Source organism: Actinomadura sp. CNU-125 (genome assembly GCF_001942465.1).
In the GTDB taxonomy this organism is placed as follows: Bacteria; Actinomycetota; Actinomycetes; order Streptosporangiales; family Streptosporangiaceae; genus Spirillospora.
In genome coordinates this window covers 4,406-21,782 of sequence record NZ_MKJY01000051.1, presented here as the reverse complement: position 1 = coordinate 21,782, position 17,377 = coordinate 4,406, and the positions used below count along the sequence as shown (strand labels likewise).

General features: G+C 71.7%; 15 protein-coding genes, 3 pseudogenes and 1 other annotated feature. Of the genes and pseudogenes, 11 read left to right on the top strand and 7 right to left on the bottom strand.

Features of this window, described 5'->3' with window-relative positions:
• From BJF79_RS58830 to BJF79_RS58825, 3 genes and pseudogenes are all read right to left on the bottom strand, one after another.
• Positions 1-566: pseudogene (locus BJF79_RS58830) on the bottom strand (helix-turn-helix transcriptional regulator); the annotation flags it as partial.
• Between the two features lie 229 nt (positions 567-795).
• Positions 796-1,011: pseudogene (locus BJF79_RS66600) on the bottom strand (hypothetical protein); the annotation flags it as partial.
• Positions 975-1,238, bottom strand: a complete 264-nt coding sequence (locus BJF79_RS58825; RefSeq protein WP_262401668.1) for an AAA family ATPase — start codon at positions 1,236-1,238, stop codon at positions 975-977. The pseudogene BJF79_RS66600 and the gene BJF79_RS58825, both read right to left, overlap by 37 nt.
• A 306-nt stretch (positions 1,239-1,544) precedes the next feature.
• Between BJF79_RS58825 and BJF79_RS07555 the strand changes: the two genes are divergently transcribed.
• Positions 1,545-3,167, top strand: a complete 1,623-nt coding sequence (locus tag BJF79_RS07555; protein WP_075895758.1) for an ABC-F family ATP-binding cassette domain-containing protein — start codon at positions 1,545-1,547, stop codon at positions 3,165-3,167.
• Between the two features lie 54 nt (positions 3,168-3,221).
• Here BJF79_RS07555 and BJF79_RS58820 read toward each other — a convergent pair whose 3' ends face one another.
• The 4 genes from BJF79_RS58820 to BJF79_RS07540 all read right to left on the bottom strand — a co-directional run bounded on the left by BJF79_RS58820 (position 3,222) and on the right by BJF79_RS07540 (position 5,770).
• Complete coding sequence (locus tag BJF79_RS58820) at positions 3,222-3,656, bottom strand: ABC transporter permease (protein ID WP_262401669.1); 435 nt, start codon at positions 3,654-3,656, stop codon at positions 3,222-3,224.
• Positions 3,656-4,057 carry a hypothetical protein gene (locus BJF79_RS58815; protein ID WP_262401667.1) on the bottom strand — a complete coding sequence of 134 codons (402 nt, stop codon included), beginning with the start codon at positions 4,055-4,057 and terminating at the stop codon, positions 3,656-3,658. The genes BJF79_RS58820 and BJF79_RS58815 overlap by 1 nt, the downstream gene beginning before the upstream one ends.
• A 223-nt stretch (positions 4,058-4,280) precedes the next feature.
• Positions 4,281-5,285 (bottom strand): ABC transporter ATP-binding protein, encoded by a 1,005-nt coding sequence (locus BJF79_RS07545; protein ID WP_075895756.1) that lies wholly within the window; start codon positions 5,283-5,285, stop codon positions 4,281-4,283.
• A complete protein-coding gene (locus BJF79_RS07540; protein ID WP_075895754.1) occupies positions 5,282-5,770 on the bottom strand; it encodes a MarR family winged helix-turn-helix transcriptional regulator in 489 nt (162 codons plus the stop codon). Before BJF79_RS07540 ends, BJF79_RS07545 begins: the two co-directional genes overlap by 4 nt.
• A 165-nt stretch (positions 5,771-5,935) precedes the next feature.
• Between BJF79_RS07540 and argC the strand changes: the two genes are divergently transcribed.
• The 10 genes and pseudogenes from argC to tyrS all read left to right on the top strand — a co-directional run bounded on the left by argC (position 5,936) and on the right by tyrS (position 15,811).
• Entirely contained in the window at positions 5,936-6,964 is a 1,029-nt protein-coding gene (gene argC, locus BJF79_RS07535) for an N-acetyl-gamma-glutamyl-phosphate reductase (RefSeq protein ID WP_075895752.1), read from the top strand.
• Positions 6,961-8,118 carry a bifunctional glutamate N-acetyltransferase/amino-acid acetyltransferase ArgJ gene (gene argJ, locus BJF79_RS07530; RefSeq protein ID WP_075895750.1) on the top strand — a complete coding sequence of 386 codons (1,158 nt, stop codon included), beginning with the start codon at positions 6,961-6,963 and terminating at the stop codon, positions 8,116-8,118. The genes argC and argJ overlap by 4 nt, the downstream gene beginning before the upstream one ends.
• A gap of 23 nt (positions 8,119-8,141) precedes the next feature.
• Positions 8,142-9,059 carry an acetylglutamate kinase gene (gene argB / locus BJF79_RS07525; RefSeq protein WP_075895764.1) on the top strand — a complete coding sequence of 306 codons (918 nt, stop codon included), beginning with the start codon at positions 8,142-8,144 and terminating at the stop codon, positions 9,057-9,059.
• Between the two features lie 38 nt (positions 9,060-9,097).
• Positions 9,098-10,295: pseudogene (locus BJF79_RS07520) on the top strand (acetylornithine transaminase).
• A gap of 3 nt (positions 10,296-10,298) precedes the next feature.
• Positions 10,299-11,216: an ornithine carbamoyltransferase gene (gene argF, locus BJF79_RS07515; RefSeq protein ID WP_075895748.1), complete on the top strand. Its 918-nt coding sequence runs from the start codon at positions 10,299-10,301 to the stop codon at positions 11,214-11,216.
• A gap of 8 nt (positions 11,217-11,224) precedes the next feature.
• Positions 11,225-11,728, top strand: a complete 504-nt coding sequence (locus tag BJF79_RS07510; protein ID WP_083733235.1) for an arginine repressor — start codon at positions 11,225-11,227, stop codon at positions 11,726-11,728.
• Between the two features lie 174 nt (positions 11,729-11,902).
• Positions 11,903-13,321: an argininosuccinate lyase gene (gene argH / locus BJF79_RS07505; protein WP_262401666.1), complete on the top strand. Its 1,419-nt coding sequence runs from the start codon at positions 11,903-11,905 to the stop codon at positions 13,319-13,321.
• A 107-nt stretch (positions 13,322-13,428) separates the two neighbouring features.
• Positions 13,429-14,061, top strand: coding sequence for a DNA-3-methyladenine glycosylase (locus BJF79_RS07500; protein ID WP_075895742.1), 633 nt, complete (start codon positions 13,429-13,431; stop codon positions 14,059-14,061).
• The gene (locus tag BJF79_RS07495) at positions 14,058-14,465 is read left to right on the top strand and encodes a hypothetical protein (RefSeq protein ID WP_262401665.1); all 408 of its coding nucleotides are present in this window, start codon (positions 14,058-14,060) and stop codon (positions 14,463-14,465) included. The genes BJF79_RS07500 and BJF79_RS07495 overlap by 4 nt, the downstream gene beginning before the upstream one ends.
• A 68-nt stretch (positions 14,466-14,533) precedes the next feature.
• A complete protein-coding gene (gene tyrS / locus BJF79_RS07490; protein ID WP_075895740.1) occupies positions 14,534-15,811 on the top strand; it encodes a tyrosine--tRNA ligase in 1,278 nt (425 codons plus the stop codon).
• Positions 15,812-16,421: 610 nt separating this feature from the next.
• Positions 16,422-17,272, top strand: a sequence feature (16S ribosomal RNA rRNA prediction is too short).
• The last annotated feature ends 105 nt before the right edge of the window (positions 17,273-17,377 follow it).

Sequence of the window (17,377 nt, the reverse complement as noted above, 5' to 3'; positions counted from 1 at the left end):
CAGGGACTCGCGTCCGGGACGCGGGCCCACAGCGCCAGGACCCGTTCCAGCAGCGTCAGTTCCTCGGCGTACGCGGTGGCCGCGCGCCGCTCGCCGGAGGCCCGCCACGCGGCGGCGAGGCGCCGGCGTGGTCGCCGCAGCCGCCCAGTGGACGGCCAGCGCGCTCGCCGGGGACTCGGCCGGGTCCGGGGCGCGCTCGATCGCCTCGGCGTAGCGGCGGTGCAGGCCGCGCGCTCGCCCGGCAGCAGGTCCCGCAGGACGGCCTCGCGCACGAGCGCCTGCCGGAAGGCGTACCCGTCGCCGTCCGCGACCAGCAGACCGTGTTCGACGGCCGGGCGCAGCGCCGCGTTCAGCTCGGCGTCGGGCAGCCCGGTCACGGCGGCCAGCAGGCCGTGGCCGACGCGGTCCCCGGCGACGCTCGCCGCGTGCAGCACCGCCCGTCCGGGGGCGGGCAGGCGGTCGAACCGCGCCGTCAGCAGGTCGCGCAGGGAGCCGGGCACGGCCGCCCCCGGATCGCGGGCCAGCGCCTCGACGAAGAGCGGGTTGCCGCCGCTGCGCGCGTGCACGTCGCGGACCTCGGCCGGACCGGACGTCGCCGCGCAGGCCGCGCAGCTGGTCGGCGACCTCGTCCGGTGCGAGGGGCGGCAGGTCCAGCCGCGTGACGTGCGGGAGCCTGCCCAGCTCGGCGAACAGGGGCCGGGTGTCCGGCTCCTCGGCACGGAAGGTGACGATCGGCAGGACGGGGCCGCGCGGCGGGTTGTGCAGCAGGAAGGTGAGCAGGTCGCGGGTGGACCGGTCGGCCCAGTGCGCGTTCTCCACCACCAGGACGACCGGTTCGCGGGCGCCGAGCCGTTCGACGAGCGTCAGCACGTGCTCGAACAGGCGCAGCCGTCCGGTCCCGTCGTCGGGCGGGGGCGGGGCGTCGCTCAGGCCGGGCAGCAGCCGGGCCAGGTCGGGCAGCGCGGCCGCCGGCATCAGCTCGGTGACCGTGTCGCGGCCGAGCCGCCGCAGGATCGCGGTGAACGGGGCGTAGGGGAGACCGCGCCGAGGTCGAGGCAGCCGCCGGTCAGCGTGTGCAGGTTCCGGGCGAACTCGGCGACCAGCCGCGTCTTGCCGCCGCCCGCCTCCGCGCCGATCAGCACCGCGGCGGCTTCGCCGGCGCGGGCGCGCGCGTCGGCGGCGTGCAGCGCGGCCAGTTCGGCGGTGCGCCCGGCGAACACCGGGCCGGCGGCTTCCACGGAACCAGGATGCCGCGCCGGGGCGGAGGGCGCCATCGGAAAAAACGTTAATGCTACTTGTGTTGCGATAAGGGGGCGGGTAGTCTGGTCCGCGTCACATCGCCGCCCGGTTGGGGAGTCCATTGAGGATCTGAGGTCGCAGGCACCGCGCGATCGGCCGCGCCCGTCTCCGGGCAGCAGCCGCGCGCACGCGATCTCAGCGGACCCTCGTCCCGGGCTTTTCTCATGCCCGCAGGCGCGATGCGCGTTCTCCGCGGTGTCTCCACGTGTCATGCACACCGAACGACACCACCGGAGGAGCGCCTCTTGTCTCACGCCATCGTCTGCACCGGCCTGACCTTCGCCTGGCCCGACGGGACGACCGTCCTGGACGGCCTCGACGCCACGTTCGGCACCGGGCGGACCGGGCTGATCGGCGTCAACGGGGCCGGGAAGTCCACTCTGCTGAAGCTCGTCGCCGGGGAGCTGCGGCCCGGCGCGGGGTCGGTCACCGTCGAGGGCGAGATCGGCTACCTGCCGCAGACCCTCGTCCTGGACGGCGCCGCCACCGTCAGCGACCTGCTCGGCGTCAGCGGGACGCGCGCCGCGCTGCACGCCATCGAGCGCGGCGAGGCCACCGAGGAGAACTTCGCGGCCGTCGGCGACGACGGCTGGGACGTCGAGGAACGGGCCCGCGCCGAACTGGACCGGCTCGGCCTCGGGCACCTCGGTCTCGACCGGCCCGTCCCGACCCTGTCCGGCGGCGAGACCATGATGGTCGGCCTCGCCGCGCTCCTGCTCGCCCGACCCGACGTGCTGCTGCTGGACGAGCCGACCAACAACCTCGACCTGGACGCGCGGCACCGGCTCCACGACGCCGTCGCGGCCTGGAAGGGCGTGCTGGTCGTCGTCAGCCACGACCGGGAGCTGCTGGAGCTGGTCGACGACATCGCCGACCTGCGTGACGGCGGCGTCCGCTCGTTCGGCGGCAACCTGTCCGCCTACGAGGACCTGCTCGCCGTCGAGCAGGAGGCCGCCGAACGCGCCGTCCGCGCCGCCGAGACCGACCTGCGCCGCCAGAAGCGCGAGCTGGAGGAGGCGCACGTCAAGCTCGCGCGGCGCAAGCGGTACGGCGACAAGATGTACGAGACCAAGCGCGAGCCGAAGATCGTGATGGGGGCGCGCAAGCGGGCCGCGCAGGAGTCGGCCGGCAAGCACCGCATCATGCACGAGGAACGGCTCGCCGACGCCCGGACCCGGCTGGACGAGGCCGAGAACGCCGTCCGCGAGGACGACGAGATCCGCGTCGAGCTGCCCGCCACGCGCGTCCCGGCGGGCCGGACCGTCCTGACCGTCACCGGGCTGTCCGCGCCCGAACCGGAGCCCGCGACGCTCACCGAGCTGATCGTCCGGGGCCCGGAACGGATCGGTCTCGTCGGCCCGAACGGCTCCGGCAAGACGACCCTCCTGCGCGCGCTCGCCGGCGGGCCCGCACCGGACGGGACGAACGTCAAGATCGGCGTGGATGGAGTCCGGTACCTGCCGCAGCGCCTGGACGTGCTGGACGACGCCCTCAGCGTCGTCGAGAACGTGCGGGCGCACGCCCCGTCGGCGTCGGTCACCGAGATCCGCTCGGGCCTGGCGCGGTTCCTGTTCCGGGGGGCGCGGGCCGAACGCCCCGCGGGGACCCTGTCGGGCGGGGAGCGGTTCCGCGCGGTGCTGGCCTCGCTGCTGCTCGCCGAGCCCGCCCCGCGGCTGCTGCTGCTGGACGAGCCGACGAACAACCTCGACATGGCCAGCGCCCGCCAGCTCGTCCAGGCCCTCGCCGCGTACCGGGGCGCGCTCGTCGTGGTCAGCCACGACATGCCGTTCCTGCGGGCGCTCGGCCTGACCCGCCTCCTGCGCACGGACCGCGCGACCGGCCTGAAGGAGGCGGACCCGCTGGAGTGACCGCGAAAGCGGGGCCCGGGAGCATCGCCCCCGGGCCCCGCCCCCTTCCCCCGGCTACGTCAGGACGCGCTTGGTGAACGTGCGGGTCGCGGCCCACGTCAGGACGATCGTCCCGCCGACGATCGCGAGCAGGAACGCCCACGTGGGCATGTGCGGGAGGTCCGGCGTCAGGGTGCTGCGCAGGCCCTCGCTGACGTAGACGAGCGGGTTGACCAGGCTGAGGTACTGCAGCCACGGGATGCTCTCCAGCGCCGACCACGGGTAGTAGACGCAGCCGAGCATGGTCATCGGCAGCAGGATCAGCGAGAACATCATCTGAACCTTCTGCGGGTTCATCAGCGTGCCGAGCAGCAGGCCGCCCGAGGCGGCCAGCAGCGACCCGGCGACCATGACCAGCACCAGGACGGGCCAGCTGTCCACGTTCACCTGGGGCGCCTCGCCGTCGGCGTGGATGAACAGCACCGCGGGGAACACCAGCAGCCCGCCGATCAGCCCCTGCAGCGCCGCCGCGAGGATCTTCTGGATCGCCAGCAGCGGGATCGTGACCGGCGCCAGCGCCCGGTCGTGATCGACTTCTGCCAGTTCAGCTCCATCATCAGCGGGAAGGTCACCGCCATCATCGCCTGCATGATGATGGACGAGCCGACCAGGCCCGGCACCAGGATGGTGGAGAACGTCGCGCCGCCCGAACCGGCCATCGCCCCGCCGCCGAGCTTCGGCAGCACGTAGGCGAACACGAAGACGAACATGACCGGCTGCATCAGCACCCGGACGAACGTCGACAGCAGGTTCTTGCGCATCACCCGCACTTCGCGCGCCATCATGGCGGCGAACGTGCGCGGGACGGTCGCCCGTGCGGGGGGCGGCGGTGTGAGCACCGGTGCGGTCACCGTATTCCTCCGTGTCCTAGACGAAGAGTGCTAGATTCGGTATCGCGCGGTCGGTAGCGGCTGTGCCTACCGCCGGGCTGGCGGGATGTGAGGTCTGTGGAGCTGGCGTAAGTCCGATGGGCAGCACCCTGTCCCTTGCCGTTAATTCGGGTCGGTTGCCGTCTGAGAAGCAGAAAGCTCAACCTGCGAAGGTTGAATCTCCCTGTCTTGGCAGGGGGAGTGGTCAATCGCGGTACTCCCTTCCGGTCAAGGAGAGGAAGACCGTCTCCAGGCTGGGACGGAGCTGGCTGGCGTCGGTGATGCCGACGCCAGCCGCGGCGCCTGCCGCGACGAGCTCACCGAGCACATCGTCAGGTTCCCTTGCGAACACGCGCACCTGGGCGCCTTCGACCTCGACCCTGGTAATCGCGGCCCGGTCGGCCAGTGCCTTGATCTCGCTGGGCGCCGGGGCATCGTAGGTCACAGTGATGACGGTGTCGGCGCCGGCGGTGCGCTTCAGCTCGTCCACCTGCCCGCTCGCGAGGACCTTGCCGTGGTCGACGACCGCGACCCGCTCGCAGAGCGCCTCGGCCTCCTCCATGTAGTGCGTGGTGAGGACGATCGTCTGCCCGCCCTGCTGCAGGCCGCGCAGCACGTCCCACAGGTTGGTGCGGGTCTGCGGGTCGAGCCCGGCCGTCGGCTCGTCCAGGAACAGCACCTCGGGCCCGTGCATCAGCGCGCGGCAGATCATCACGCGCTTGGCCTGCCCGCCCGACATCTCGAACGGGTTGCCCTTGCGGTGCTCGGCGAGCCCGAAAAGCTCGATCAGCTCGTCGGCGCGGCGGCGGGCGTCCCGGGCGCTCAGCCCGAAGAACCGCCCGCGGAACTCGAGGTTCTCGGCGGCGGTCAGGTCGCTGTCGAGGGTGTTGTTCTGCGACACGACGCCGATGCGCCGCTTGATCTCGACGGCGTCCTTCACCACGTCCAGGCCGCACACCGACGCGCTGCCGCCGGTCGGGACGACGAGCGTGGTGAGCATGCCGATGGTCGTGGACTTCCCGGCGCCGTTCGGGCCGAGCAGCCCGAAGAACTCGCCGCGCGGCACGTCCAGATCGATGCCCTGGACGGCGGCCACCTCGGGCCGCGGCCCGGAGGCCGGGTAGGTCTTCTGCAGGTCGACGGCACGGACGGCCGGGCCGCGGCCCGCGGCGCCGTCGGGCTGCCGTTCGCTGCCTGGATGCGCGGTCAACAGCGGCCTCCTTCGGAGAAATCGGTGAAGCGGTCGATCAGGGTGATCAGGTAGCGGCGCACGGCGGGTGCGTCGTCCTCGTCGGCGACGCCGTACAGCTCCCACAGGTCGCCGGCCATGGCGTGCCCCGTCTCGGCGACGAGCGCGAGCCCGGCCTCGGTGACGTGCAGCCGGACGGCGCGGCGGTCGCGTTCGTCCCTGCGGCGCTCCAGCAGCCCGTTGCGCTCCAGGGTGTCGGCGACCGACGTCACGGTGGCGGGCGCCTGCATGAGCCGCTTGGCGAGCTCGCCGGGGCGCAGCCCGTCCTCGCTCGCCAGGACGCGCAGCATGAAGAACCCGGCGGGGCTGACGCCGTGCTTCTCGACGAGCTTCCACATCACCGGGCCGGCCAGCTTCGCCGCCGCGGCGAACAGCCGGCCGACCGGCCAGTGCTCCGGTGGGCCGAGTTCGTCGAGGTTCCCGAACCCGAGCTTGTCGGTGTCCATGGCGGTGATTGTGAGGTACCTGAAATTAAGATGTCAAATCATTAGAGGTCGAAGTACTTTGTTGTGGCGTCGGTCTCATCCGCCCGGCGGAACGGTCCCGGTTTTGAATATTCATCCATCACCATGCATACTCTTGCTTGTCGCTTCCGAAGGGCAGAGTGGAACATGGGAATCCGGACGGCGGTCGCCGGCGCCAGCGGTTACGCTGGCGGCGAGCTGCTGCGCATCCTCGACGGACACGCCGAATTCGAGATCGGCGCGCTCACCGCGGGCTCCAACGCGGGCACCGAACTGGGCGCGCACCAGCCCCACCTGCGATCCCTGGCCGGGCGCGTCCTGGCCGAGACCACCCCGGACGTCCTCGCCGGGCACGACGTCGTCTTCCTGGCGCTGCCGCACGGACAGTCCGCCGAACTCGCCGAACGGCTCGGCGACGACGTCCTCATCGTCGACTGCGGTGCCGACTTCCGCCTCACCGACCCGGCCGCGTGGGAGAAATTCTACGGGACGCCCCATTCGGGCACCTGGCCCTACGGGCTCCCCGAACTCCCCGGCGCGCGCGACGCGCTGCGCGCCACCCGCCGCATCGCCGTCCCCGGCTGCTACCCGACGGCCGTCACCCTCGCGCTGCTCCCGGCGTTCGCCGCCGGGATCGCCGAACCCGACGTCGTCGTGGTCGCCGCGTCCGGCACGTCCGGCGCGGGCCGGTCCCTCAAGCCGCACCTGCTCGGCAGCGAGGTCATGGGCTCGATGAGCCCCTACGGCGTCGGCGGCGCCCACCGCCACACCCCCGAGATCGTGCAGAACCTCGGCGCCGTCGCGGGGGAGCGCGTCACCGTGTCGTTCACCCCGACGCTCGCGCCGATGAGCCGCGGCATCCTCGCCACCTGCACCGCCAAGGCCCGTCCCGGCGTCACCGCCGCGACGCTGCGGGACGCCTACGCGACGGCCTACGCGGCGGAACCGTTCGCCGAACTCCTCCCCGAAGGGCGGTGGCCCGCCACCGCCATGACCCTCGGCGCGAACACCGCGCTCGTCCAGGTCGCCCTCGACGAGGACGCGGGCCGCATCGTCGCCGTCGCCGCCATCGACAACCTCACCAAGGGCACCGCGGGAGGCGCCGTGCAGAGCGCCAACCTCGCCCTCGGCCTCCCGGAAGAACTCGGGCTGACCACGATCGGAGTGTCCCCGTGAGCGTCACCGCACCCCAGGGTTTCCGCGCCGCCGGAATCGTCGCCGGGCTCAAGGACAGCGGCACCCGCGACCTCGCCCTCGTCGTCAACGACGGGCCGTCGCGCGCCGCGGCCGGCGTCTTCACCCGCAACCGCGTGAAGGCCGCGCCCGTGCTGTGGTCCGAGCAGGTCCTCAAGGGCGGCCGCGTCCACGCGGTCGTGCTGAACTCCGGCGGCGCCAACGCCTGCACCGGCCCCGCCGGATTCCAGGACACGCACGCCACCGCCGAGAAGGTCGCCGCCGCCCTCGGCGACTCCGCCGGCGAGATCGCCGTCTGCTCCACCGGCCTCATCGGCGAGCGGCTCCCCATGGACGCGCTGCTGCCCGGCGTGGACGCCGCCGCGGCCGAGCTGTCGCGCGGCGACGGCGGGCTCGCCGCGGCCGACGCGATCCGCACCACCGACACCGTCGCGAAGATCTCCTTCCGGCAGGGCGCCGGCGGCTACATGATCGGCGCGATGGCCAAGGGCGCGGGAATGCTCGCCCCGTCCCTCGCCACCATGCTCTGCGTGATCACCACCGACGCCGACCTGCCGGCCGCGGCCCTCGACCGGGCGCTGCGCGCCGCCACCGGCGTCACCCTCGACCGGCTCGACTCCGACGGCTGCATGTCCACCAACGACGCCGTCCTGCTGCTGGCGTCCGGCGCCGCCGGGGTCGCGCCCGCCGAGGACGAGTTCACCGCGCTGCTCACCGAGGTCTGCGCCGACCTCACCCGGCAGCTCCTCGTGGACGCCGAGGGCGCATCCAAGGCCATCGCGATCGAGGTCGTCGGCGCCGCGGCCGAGGACGACGCCGTCGTCGTCGGCCGCTCCATCGCCCGCAACAACCTGCTCAAGTGCGCCATCCACGGCGAGGACCCCAACTGGGGGCGGGTCCTGTCCGCCGTCGGCACCACCGACGCCGCCTTCGAACCCGACCAGCTCAACGTCGCGATCAACGGCGTGTGGGTGTGCCGGGGCGGGGCCGTCGGCGACGACCGCGACAAGGTCGACCTGCGCCCCCGGGACGTGACGATCACCGTCGACCTCGCCGCGGGCCCGCACAGCGCCACCGTCTGGACGACCGACCTCACGGCCGACTACGTCCACGAGAACTCGGCGTACTCCACATGAGCGCGATCACCTCGGGCGCCGAGATGCGCCAGAACCGGGCCGGCGTCATGTCGAAGGCCGAGACGCTCATCAAGGCGCTGCCGTGGCTCGAACGGTTCCACGGCCGCACAGTCGTGATCAAATACGGCGGGCACGCCATGACCGACGAGGCGCTGCGGCACTCCTTCGCCGAGGACGTCGTGTTCCTGCGGTACGCGGGCCTCAAGCCGGTCATCGTGCACGGCGGCGGCCCGCAGATCAACGCCGCCCTCGACCGCAACGGCATCGAGTCGTCCTTCACCGCGGGCCTGCGCGTCACCACCCCGGAGGCCATGGAGGTCGTCCGGATGGTCCTCACCGGCCAGGTGCAGCGCGACGTCGTCGGGCTCATCAACCGGCACGGGCCGTTCGCGCTCGGCATGTCGGGGGAGGACGCGAACCTGCTCACCGCCGAGCGCAAGCACGCCGTCGTCGACGGCGAACCGGTCGACATCGGCCAGGTCGGCGAGATCGTCGAGGTACAGGTCGGGGCGGTGCGGGCGATGCTCGACGACGGCCGGATCCCGGTCATCTCCAGCATCGCGCGCGGCGACGACGGCGAGGTCTACAACGTCAACGCCGACACCGCCGCCGCCGCGATCGCCGTCGCGGTCGACGCCGCCAAGCTCGTCGTCCTCACCGACGTCGAGGGCCTCTACGCGAACTGGCCCGACAGCGACGACGTCATCGACCGGCTGACCGCCGACGAGCTCGCCGTGCTGCTGCCGGACCTGTCGGCGGGCATGGTGCCGAAGATGGAAGCCTGCCTCACCGCCGTCCGCGGCGGCGTCCCGCGGGCCCACGTACTGGACGGGCGGGTCCCGCACTCGCTCCTGCTGGAGATCTTCACCGACGAAGGGATCGGCACGATGGTGCTGCCCGGCCCCGCGGGCGAGGCACCGGCCGAGGAGGAGAACGCGTGAGCGGCGACGACCTCAGGAAGCGGTTCGAGACCGCGTTCATGCCGAACTACGGCGTACCGCCGCTCGCGCTCGCGAGCGGCGAGGGCTGCACGGTGCGCGACGCCGACGGCCGCGAATACCTCGACCTCATCGCCGGTATCGCCGTCAGCTCCCTCGGCCACGCGCACCCCGCGCTCGTCGAGGCCGTCACGGCGCAGGCCCGGACGCTCGCGCACACGTCCAACCTGTTCCTGCACGAGCCCGAGGTGCTGCTCGCCGAGCGGCTGCGCGGCCTGCTCGGCGGCGACGACGGCCCGGCCGGCCGGGTGTTCCTCGCCAACAGCGGCACCGAGGCCAACGAGTGCGCCCTCAAGATCGCGATCAAGTACGGCAAGACGAACGGACGGTCCTACTTCGTCGCGACCGAGAACGGGTTCCACGGCCGGACCCTCGGCGCGCTCTCCCTCACCGGCAAGGCCGCCATCCGCGAGCCGTTCGGCCCGTTCGGCCGCGACGTCCGGTTCGTCCCCTACGGTGACGCCGACGCGCTCAAGGCCGCCGTCGGCGAGGACTGCGCCGCGGTCTTCCTGGAGCCCACCCAGGGCGAAGCCGGGGTCGTCCCCCCGCCGGACGGCTACTTCGCCGCCGCCCGCGAGATCTGCGACGCGACGGGCGCGCTGTTCGTCGCCGACGAGATCCAGTCCGCGATCGGCCGCACCGGCACCTGGTTCGCGTTCCAGCACGAGAACGCCCGGCCCGATGTCATCACCCTCGCCAAGGGCCTCGGCGGCGGCCTGCCGATCGGCGCGTGCGTCGCCTTCGGCCCGCACGGCGAGATCCTCGCCAAGGGCGACCACGGCAGCACCTTCGGCGGCAACCCGGTCGCCGCCGCCGCCGCGCTCGCCGTCCTCGACACCATCGACCGCGACGGGCTCCTCGGCAACGCCGTCGCCGTCGGCGCCGAACTCGCCGCCGGGATCGCCGCCGTTCGACCACCCGCTGCTCGCCGGCGTCCGCGGCCGCGGCCTGTGGCGCGCGATCGTCCTCACCGGCCCGCACGCCCCGGCCGTCGAGGCCGCCGCCCGCGACGCCGGATTCCTGATCAACGCGCTGCAGCCGGACGCGCTGCGGCTCGCCCCGCCGCTGATCCTCACCGCCGCGCAGGCCCGCACGTTCACCGCCGCCCTGCCCGCGATCCTCGACGCCGCCCGATCGGCCGTCGAAGCCGCGGGCGAGTCCGCCGTGAAGGAGAATTGAGCCATGACCAGGCACTTTCTGCGCGACGACGACCTCACCCCGGCCGAGCAGGCCGAAGTCCTCGACCTGGCCGCCCGGGTCAAGGCCGACCGGTTCGGGTTCCGGCCCCTCGACGGCCCGCGGTCCGTCGCGGTGCTGTTCGACAAGCCGTCCACCCGCACCCGGCTCTCGTTCACCGCCGGCATCGCCGAACTCGGCGGCAACCCGCTCGTCATGGACGCCGGCACCAGCCAGCTCGGCCGCGGCGAGACCATCGCCGACACCGCCCGCGTCCTCGAACGGCAGGTCGCCGCCATCGTGTGGCGCACCGCCGGGCAGGAACGCATCGACGAGATGGCCGCGGGCACGACCGTCCCGGTCGTCAACGCCCTCACCGACGAGTTCCACCCCTGCCAGATCCTCGCCGACCTGCAGACCGTCCGCGAGCACCGCGGCGACCTCGCCGGCGGCACCCTCGCCTACTTCGGCGACGGCGCCAACAACATGGCGCACTCCTACCTCCTCGGCTGCGCCACCGCGGGCATGCACGTCCGCGTCGCCGCCCCCGCGTCCCAACCGCCCGCCCCCGCCGTCGTCGAACGGGCCGCCGACATCGCCGCCGACACCGGCGGGTCCGTCACCGTCACCGACGACCCAACGGCCGCCGCCGACGGCGCCGACGTCCTCGCCACCGACACCTGGGTCTCCATGGGCCAGGACGGCAAGGACACCGCGCGCTACGAGCCCTACGCCGTCACCGAGGACCTCCTCGCCCGCGCCGCCGCCGACGCGATCGTCCTGCACTGCCTGCCCGCCTACCGCGGCAAGGAGATCGCCGCGTCCGTCCTCGACGGCCCCCGCAGCCGCGTCTGGGACGAGGCCGAGAACCGCCTGCACGCGCAGAAAGCCCTGCTCGTCTGGCTCCTGGAGCGATCCGGGTGAACACCCCGATGACCAAGGCGGCCCGGCACGCCCGGGTGATCGAACTGCTCACCCGCCACCCCGTCCACTCGCAGGGCGAGCTCGCCAAGCTCCTCGGCGACGAGGGCGTCGAGGTCACCCAGGCCACCCTCTCCCGCGACCTCGTCGAGATCGGCGCCGTCCGGCTCCGCGGCGACGACGGCAGCCTCATCTACGCCGTCCCCGGCGAGGGCGGCCAGCGGATACCGCGCGCCCGCACCGGCACCGCCGAGACCTTCACCGGACGGCTCACCCGGCTCGCCGCCGAACTGCTGGTGTCCGCCGAGGCGTCCGCCAACCTCGTCATCGTGCGGACCCCGCCCGGCGCCGCCCAGTACCTCGCCTCGGCCATCGACCACGCCGAATGGTCCACGATCCTCGGCACCGTCGCGGGCGACGACTCCATCCTCGTCATCGCCCGCGACCCGAACGGCGGCGACGACGTCGCCCAGTCGCTCCTGCGGCTGACCGAAGGCCGCGAACGACGAAGCTAGGGGCCGACGGCCCCGCCCGACACCCGGCCGTCCCACCGGCGCACCGGGACCGGCGCCCCCAGCCCGTACGCTGTGGGGACGCCGTCTCCCTCGCCGAGCCACGCGCGCCACCCGGCGCCGCACGGCGGGACGGCCGACGAACGAATCGACATGGTGGGAAGAAGAGGAAATTCCGTGACCAAGGCACCGACGCGGCTGTGGGGCGGCCGGTTCGAGGGCGGCCCGTCGGACGCGCTCGCCCGGCTCTCGGTGAGCGTCCAGTTCGACTGGCGGCTCGCCCCCTACGACCTGATGGGCTCGCGCGCACACGCCCGCGTCCTCAACCGGGCGGGACTGCTCACCGACGACGAGCTCGAGCGCATGATCGGTGCCCTGGACGACCTCGAGGAGGCGTGCCGCACCGGCGAGTTCCGTCCCGCCGTCGCCGACGAGGACGTCCACACCGCCCTCGAACGCGGCCTGCTGGAGCGCCTCGGCGCCCTCGGCGGCAAGCTCCGCGCCGGCCGCAGCCGCAACGACCAGGTAGCCACCGACCTGCGCCTCTACCTGCGCGACCACGCCCGCCAGATCGTGTCGCGCCTGGTGGAGCTGGAGACCGCGCTGATCGCCCAGGCCGAGCACAACCTCGGCGTCGCCGCCCCCGGCATGACGCACCTGCAGCACGCGCAGCCCGTCCTGTTCTCGCACCAGCTCCTCGCGCACGTCCAGCCGCTCACCCGCGACATCGACCGGCTCCGCGACTGGGACCGCCGCACCTCGGTGTCCCCGCTCGGCTCCGGCGCCCTCGCCGGGTCGTCCCTGCCGCTCGACCCGCAGGCCACCGCCGCCGAACTCGGCTTCGACGCCGCCGCGCCCAACTCCATGGACGCCGTCGCCGACCGCGACTTCGTCGCCGAGTTCCTCTTCGCCGCCGCCCTCGTCGGCGTCCACCTCTCCCGCCTCGGCGAGGAGGTCTGCCTCTGGGCGTCGCAGGAGTTCCGCTGGATCGAGATGGACGACACCTACGCCACCGGGTCGTCGATCATGCCGCAGAAGAAGAACCCCGACGTCGCCGAGCTCGCCCGCGGCAAGGCCGGACGCCTCATCGGCCACCTCGTCGGCCTGCTGACGACCCTCAAGGGCCTCCCGCTCACCTACAACCGCGACCTCCAGGAAGACAAGGAAGGCGCCTTCGACGCCGTCGAGACCCTCCTGCTCGTCCTGCCCGCCATGTCCGGCCTCATCGCCACCATGCGGGTCAACACCGAACGCCTCGAAGGCACCGCCGCCGACGGCTTCGCCCTCGCCACCGACCTCGCCGAACTCCTCGTCCGGCGCGGCGTCGCGTTCCGCGACGCCCACGAGGTCGTCGGCCACCTCGTCGTCTGGTGCCAGGTCAACGACAAGGACTTCGACGACCTCACCGACGACGAGCTGGTCAAGGTGTCGCCGCACCTCACGCCGGACGTCCGCGAAGTCCTGAACGTCCCCGGCGCCCTCGCGTCCCGCAAGGCGCACGGCGGCACCGCCCCCGACCGCGTCCGCGAGCAGATCGCCGCGCTGCGCGCCCAGGTCAACGACCACGCCGCCTGGGCGACCGGCGGCGACGCCTGACCGCACCGCAGACCGGGACCGTTCGGGCCGCGCGGCGCGGCGCCGAACGGTCCCGCGGGCGCCCTAGGCTGGCGAACCGTCGGATCCCCTACGAGCACGGTGAGGCGATGGACGCGGCGCTCCTGCCACGCGACTTCTTCGGCGGCCCGGTCGACGAGATCGCGCCCGCACTCCTCGGGCGAGTCCTGCGGCACCGCGCCCCCGGCGGCGACGTCGCGGTGCGGCTGACCGAGGTCGAGGCGTACGCGGGCCCCCTCGACCCCGCCTCGCACGCCTACCGCGGACGGACGCCGCGCAACGAGGTGATGTTCGGCCCGCCCGGACACGCCTACGTCTACTTCACCTACGGCATGCATTTCTGCATGAACCTCGTGTGCGGACCCGACGGGACGTCCTCAGCCGTGCTCGTCCGGGCCGGCGAGATCATCGCGGGGGAGGAGACCGCCCGCGCGCGCCGCCCCCGCTCGACCGTCCGGGACCTCGCCCGCGGCCCCGCACGCCTCTGCGAGGCCCTCGGCATCGCGCGCGGGCAGAACGGCCTGGACGTCTGCACACCCGGCGGCGAACTGACGATCCACGAGGGCGACGCCGTCGACCCCGCGACCGTCCGGCGGGGACCGCGCACCGGCGTGACCGCCGCCAAGGACGTCCCGTGGCGGTTCTGGATCGACGGCGACCCCCACGTCTCCCAGTACCGTGCGCACGTCCCGCGGAACCGCAAGGCCCCCGCGCCGCGATGATCGCCCCGCCACCGCAGCCACGACCGCGCCGCCGAGGCGCCGCCGCGGGGTGGCTCGCGTTCGCCGTCCTGCTCGGCGTGCTGATCGCCGACGGGCCGTTCCACCGCACCGACGTCATCGGCGAGGCCGAACGGCAGCCCGCGTCCGTCCGGTACGAGGACGGATCGGCGCACTACGTCGGCGTGATCGAGAAGAGCAGCCTGCTGTTCGGCCGCCATCGCACGTACGAGCTCTACACCGGCCGCGACCCCGGGCTCGGCTACGGCCACTTCGTCCGCGTCGAGTTCGGCGGCGAACCGCCCGAAATCGAGTCCGTCCACTGGGACGAAACGGGCATACAGGTGACCTTCGCCTCAGGGCACCGCGTGTTCGTCCCCGCCCGCCACTACGTCGGCGGACGTTGAATATCGTTGGCGTCACAAGTGCCCACCGGGCCAGACTGGCAGGGAACAGACAGGAGACGAGGAAGAACGTGACCGACATCCTGGACGACCTCGCGTGGCGCGATCTGATCGCGCAGTCCACCGATCTGGACGATCTGCGAGCGCTGCTCGCCGCGGGGCCGGTCACGCTCTATTGCGGATTCGACCCGACCGCGCCGTCCCTGCACCTGGGCAACCTGATCCAGATCCTCACGCTCCGCCGGTTCCAGAAGGCCGGACACCGGCCCATCGGCCTCGTCGGCGGCGCCACCGGCCTGATCGGCGACCCCAGCGGCAAGAGCGCCGAACGCGTCCTGAACTCGCAGGAGACCGTGGCCGGATGGGTCGAGCGCATCCGCGGCCAGGTGTCGAGATTCCTCGACTTCGACGAGGGACCCACCGGCGCCACGATGGTCAGCAACCTCGACTGGACCGGGCCCATGACGGCCATCGAGTTCCTGCGCGACATCGGCAAGCACTTCCCGGTCAACCGGATGCTGGCCCGCGAGACGGTGAAATCCCGCCTCGACAGCACCGGCATGAGCTACACCGAGTTCAGCTACGTCCTGCTCCAGTCGATGGACTTCCTCGAGCTGTACCGGCGCCACGGCTGCCGGCTGCAGACCGGCGGCAGCGACCAGTGGGGCAACCTCACCGCCGGAGTCGACCTGATCCGGCGCGTCGAGGGCGGGTCCGCGCACGCCTTGACCACACCGCTGCTCACCAAGGCGGACGGCTCGAAGTTCGGCAAGACCGCCGGAGGCGAGACCTACTGGCTCGACCCCGACCTGACCTCGCCGTACGCGTTCTACCAGTTCTGGTTCAACGCGGACGACCGTGACGTGGAGAAGTACCTCAAGGTCTTCAGCTTCCGCACTCGCGAGGAGATCGAGGACCTCGTCAAGCAGGGCGTCGAACGTCCCGCCGCCCGTGCGCCCCAGCGCGCGCTCGCGGAGGAGATGACCACGCTCGTCCACGGCGCGGACGAGACCGCCCGCGTCGTCGCGGCCTCCCGTGCCCTGTTCGGGCAGGGGTCTCTCGACGAGCTGGACGAACGCACACTCGGCGCGGCACTCGCCGAAGTCCCGTCCGCGAAGGTCGGCAAGGAGGCCCTGCCAACGGTCGTGGACCTCCTGGTCGAGTCCGGTCTGTGCAAGAGCAAGTCCGAGGCACGGCGCGCGATCGCCCAGGGCGGGGCCTACCTCAACAACTCCAAGGTCGACGCGGAGGACGCCGTTCCGACTTCCGGCGATCTCCTGCACGGCCGCTACCTCGTCCTGCGCCGAGGCAAGCGCAACGTGGGCGGCGTCGAGGTGACCGCGTCCTGAACGCCCAGCTGAACGCCCGTCCGGAGGTCCCTCCGGGCGGGCGTTCTTCACGGCTGCCCAAAAGTTCTGGCAACAAACGTCACAGTGCGGTCACGACAACCGGCCCCTGGATGCCGAAAACCCTGCATGACCTGGTGTTTCGCATGATCCAGGGCTGATTTGACGCTTCCCTCGGGGCGTCCTAATGTTCTACACGCCCCACAGGGGAGCGGGACACCGGAGACGGTGGCCGGCCCCGAGGGGAACCTCCAGAGACCGGATCAGGCGCGGTTCTGCCTGCCCGAAACGGGACATGGAGGGCCGAACCGCCCAGAGGTTGACAAACAGGGCGGATCGGATAGAGTAGAAGGGTTGCCCCGGAGCGAGACCGGCGAGAGCGGGTCGAGCGCGGTGGGTGTCCGTTTCTTGAGAACTCAACAGCGTGTTAAAAGCCAGTGCCTTTATCGATTCGGCCGGCAGGCCGGATCGCCCCGTGGCTCTGATTCCTTCTTCGGAAGGTGCAGGGTGGGGATTTCTTTGAGGCAGGCATCCAATGGATGCATTGCCGGGATTGTTTCCAAGGTTTGGCTCTTCGGGTTCGCCCCCGGAGGGTCGTATGGACCTTAATGGAGAGTTTGATCCTGGCTCAGGACGAACGCTGGCGGCGTGCTTAACACATGCAAGTCGAGCGGAAAGGCCCCTTCGGGGGTACTCGAGCGGCGAACGGGTGAGTAACACGTGAGCAACCTGCCCCTGACTCTGGGATAAGCCCGGGAAACCAGGTCTAATACCGGATGCGACCATCTCTCTCATGTGATGATGGTGGAAAGATTTATCGGTCAGGGATGGGCTCGCGGCCTATCAGCTTGTTGGTGGGGTAACGGCCTACCAAGGCGACGACGGGTAACCGGCCTGAGAGGGCGACCGGTCACACTGGGACTGAGACACGGCCCAGACTCCTACGGGAGGCAGCAGTGGGGAATATTGCGCAATGGGCGGAAGCCTGACGCAGCGACGCCGCGTGAGGGATGACGGCCTTCGGGTTGTAAACCTCTTTCAGCAGGGACGAAGCGCAAGTGACGGTACCTGCAGAAGAAGCGCCGGCTAACTACGTGCCAGCAGCCGCGGTAATACGTAGGGCGCAAGCGTTGTCCGGAATCATTGGGCGTAAAGAGCTCGTAGGCGGTTTGTCGCGTCTGTCGTGAAAGCCCACGGCTTAACCGTGGGTCTGCGGTGGATACGGGCAGACTAGAGGCAGGTAGGGGAGAATGGAATTCCCGGTGTAGCGGTGAAATGCGCAGATATCGGGAGGAACACCGGTGGCGAAGGCGGTTCTCTGGGCCTGTACTGACGCTGAGGAGCGAAAGCGTGGGGAGCGAACAGGATTAGATACCCTGGTAGTCCACGCCGTAAACGTTGGGCGCTAGGTGTGGGGTCCTTCCACGGATTCCGCGCCGTAGCTAACGCATTAAGCGCCCCGCCTGGGGAGTACGGCCGCAAGGCTAAAACTCAAAGGAATTGACGGGGGCCCGCACAAGCGGCGGAGCATGTTGCTTAATTCGACGCAACGCGAAGAACCTTACCAAG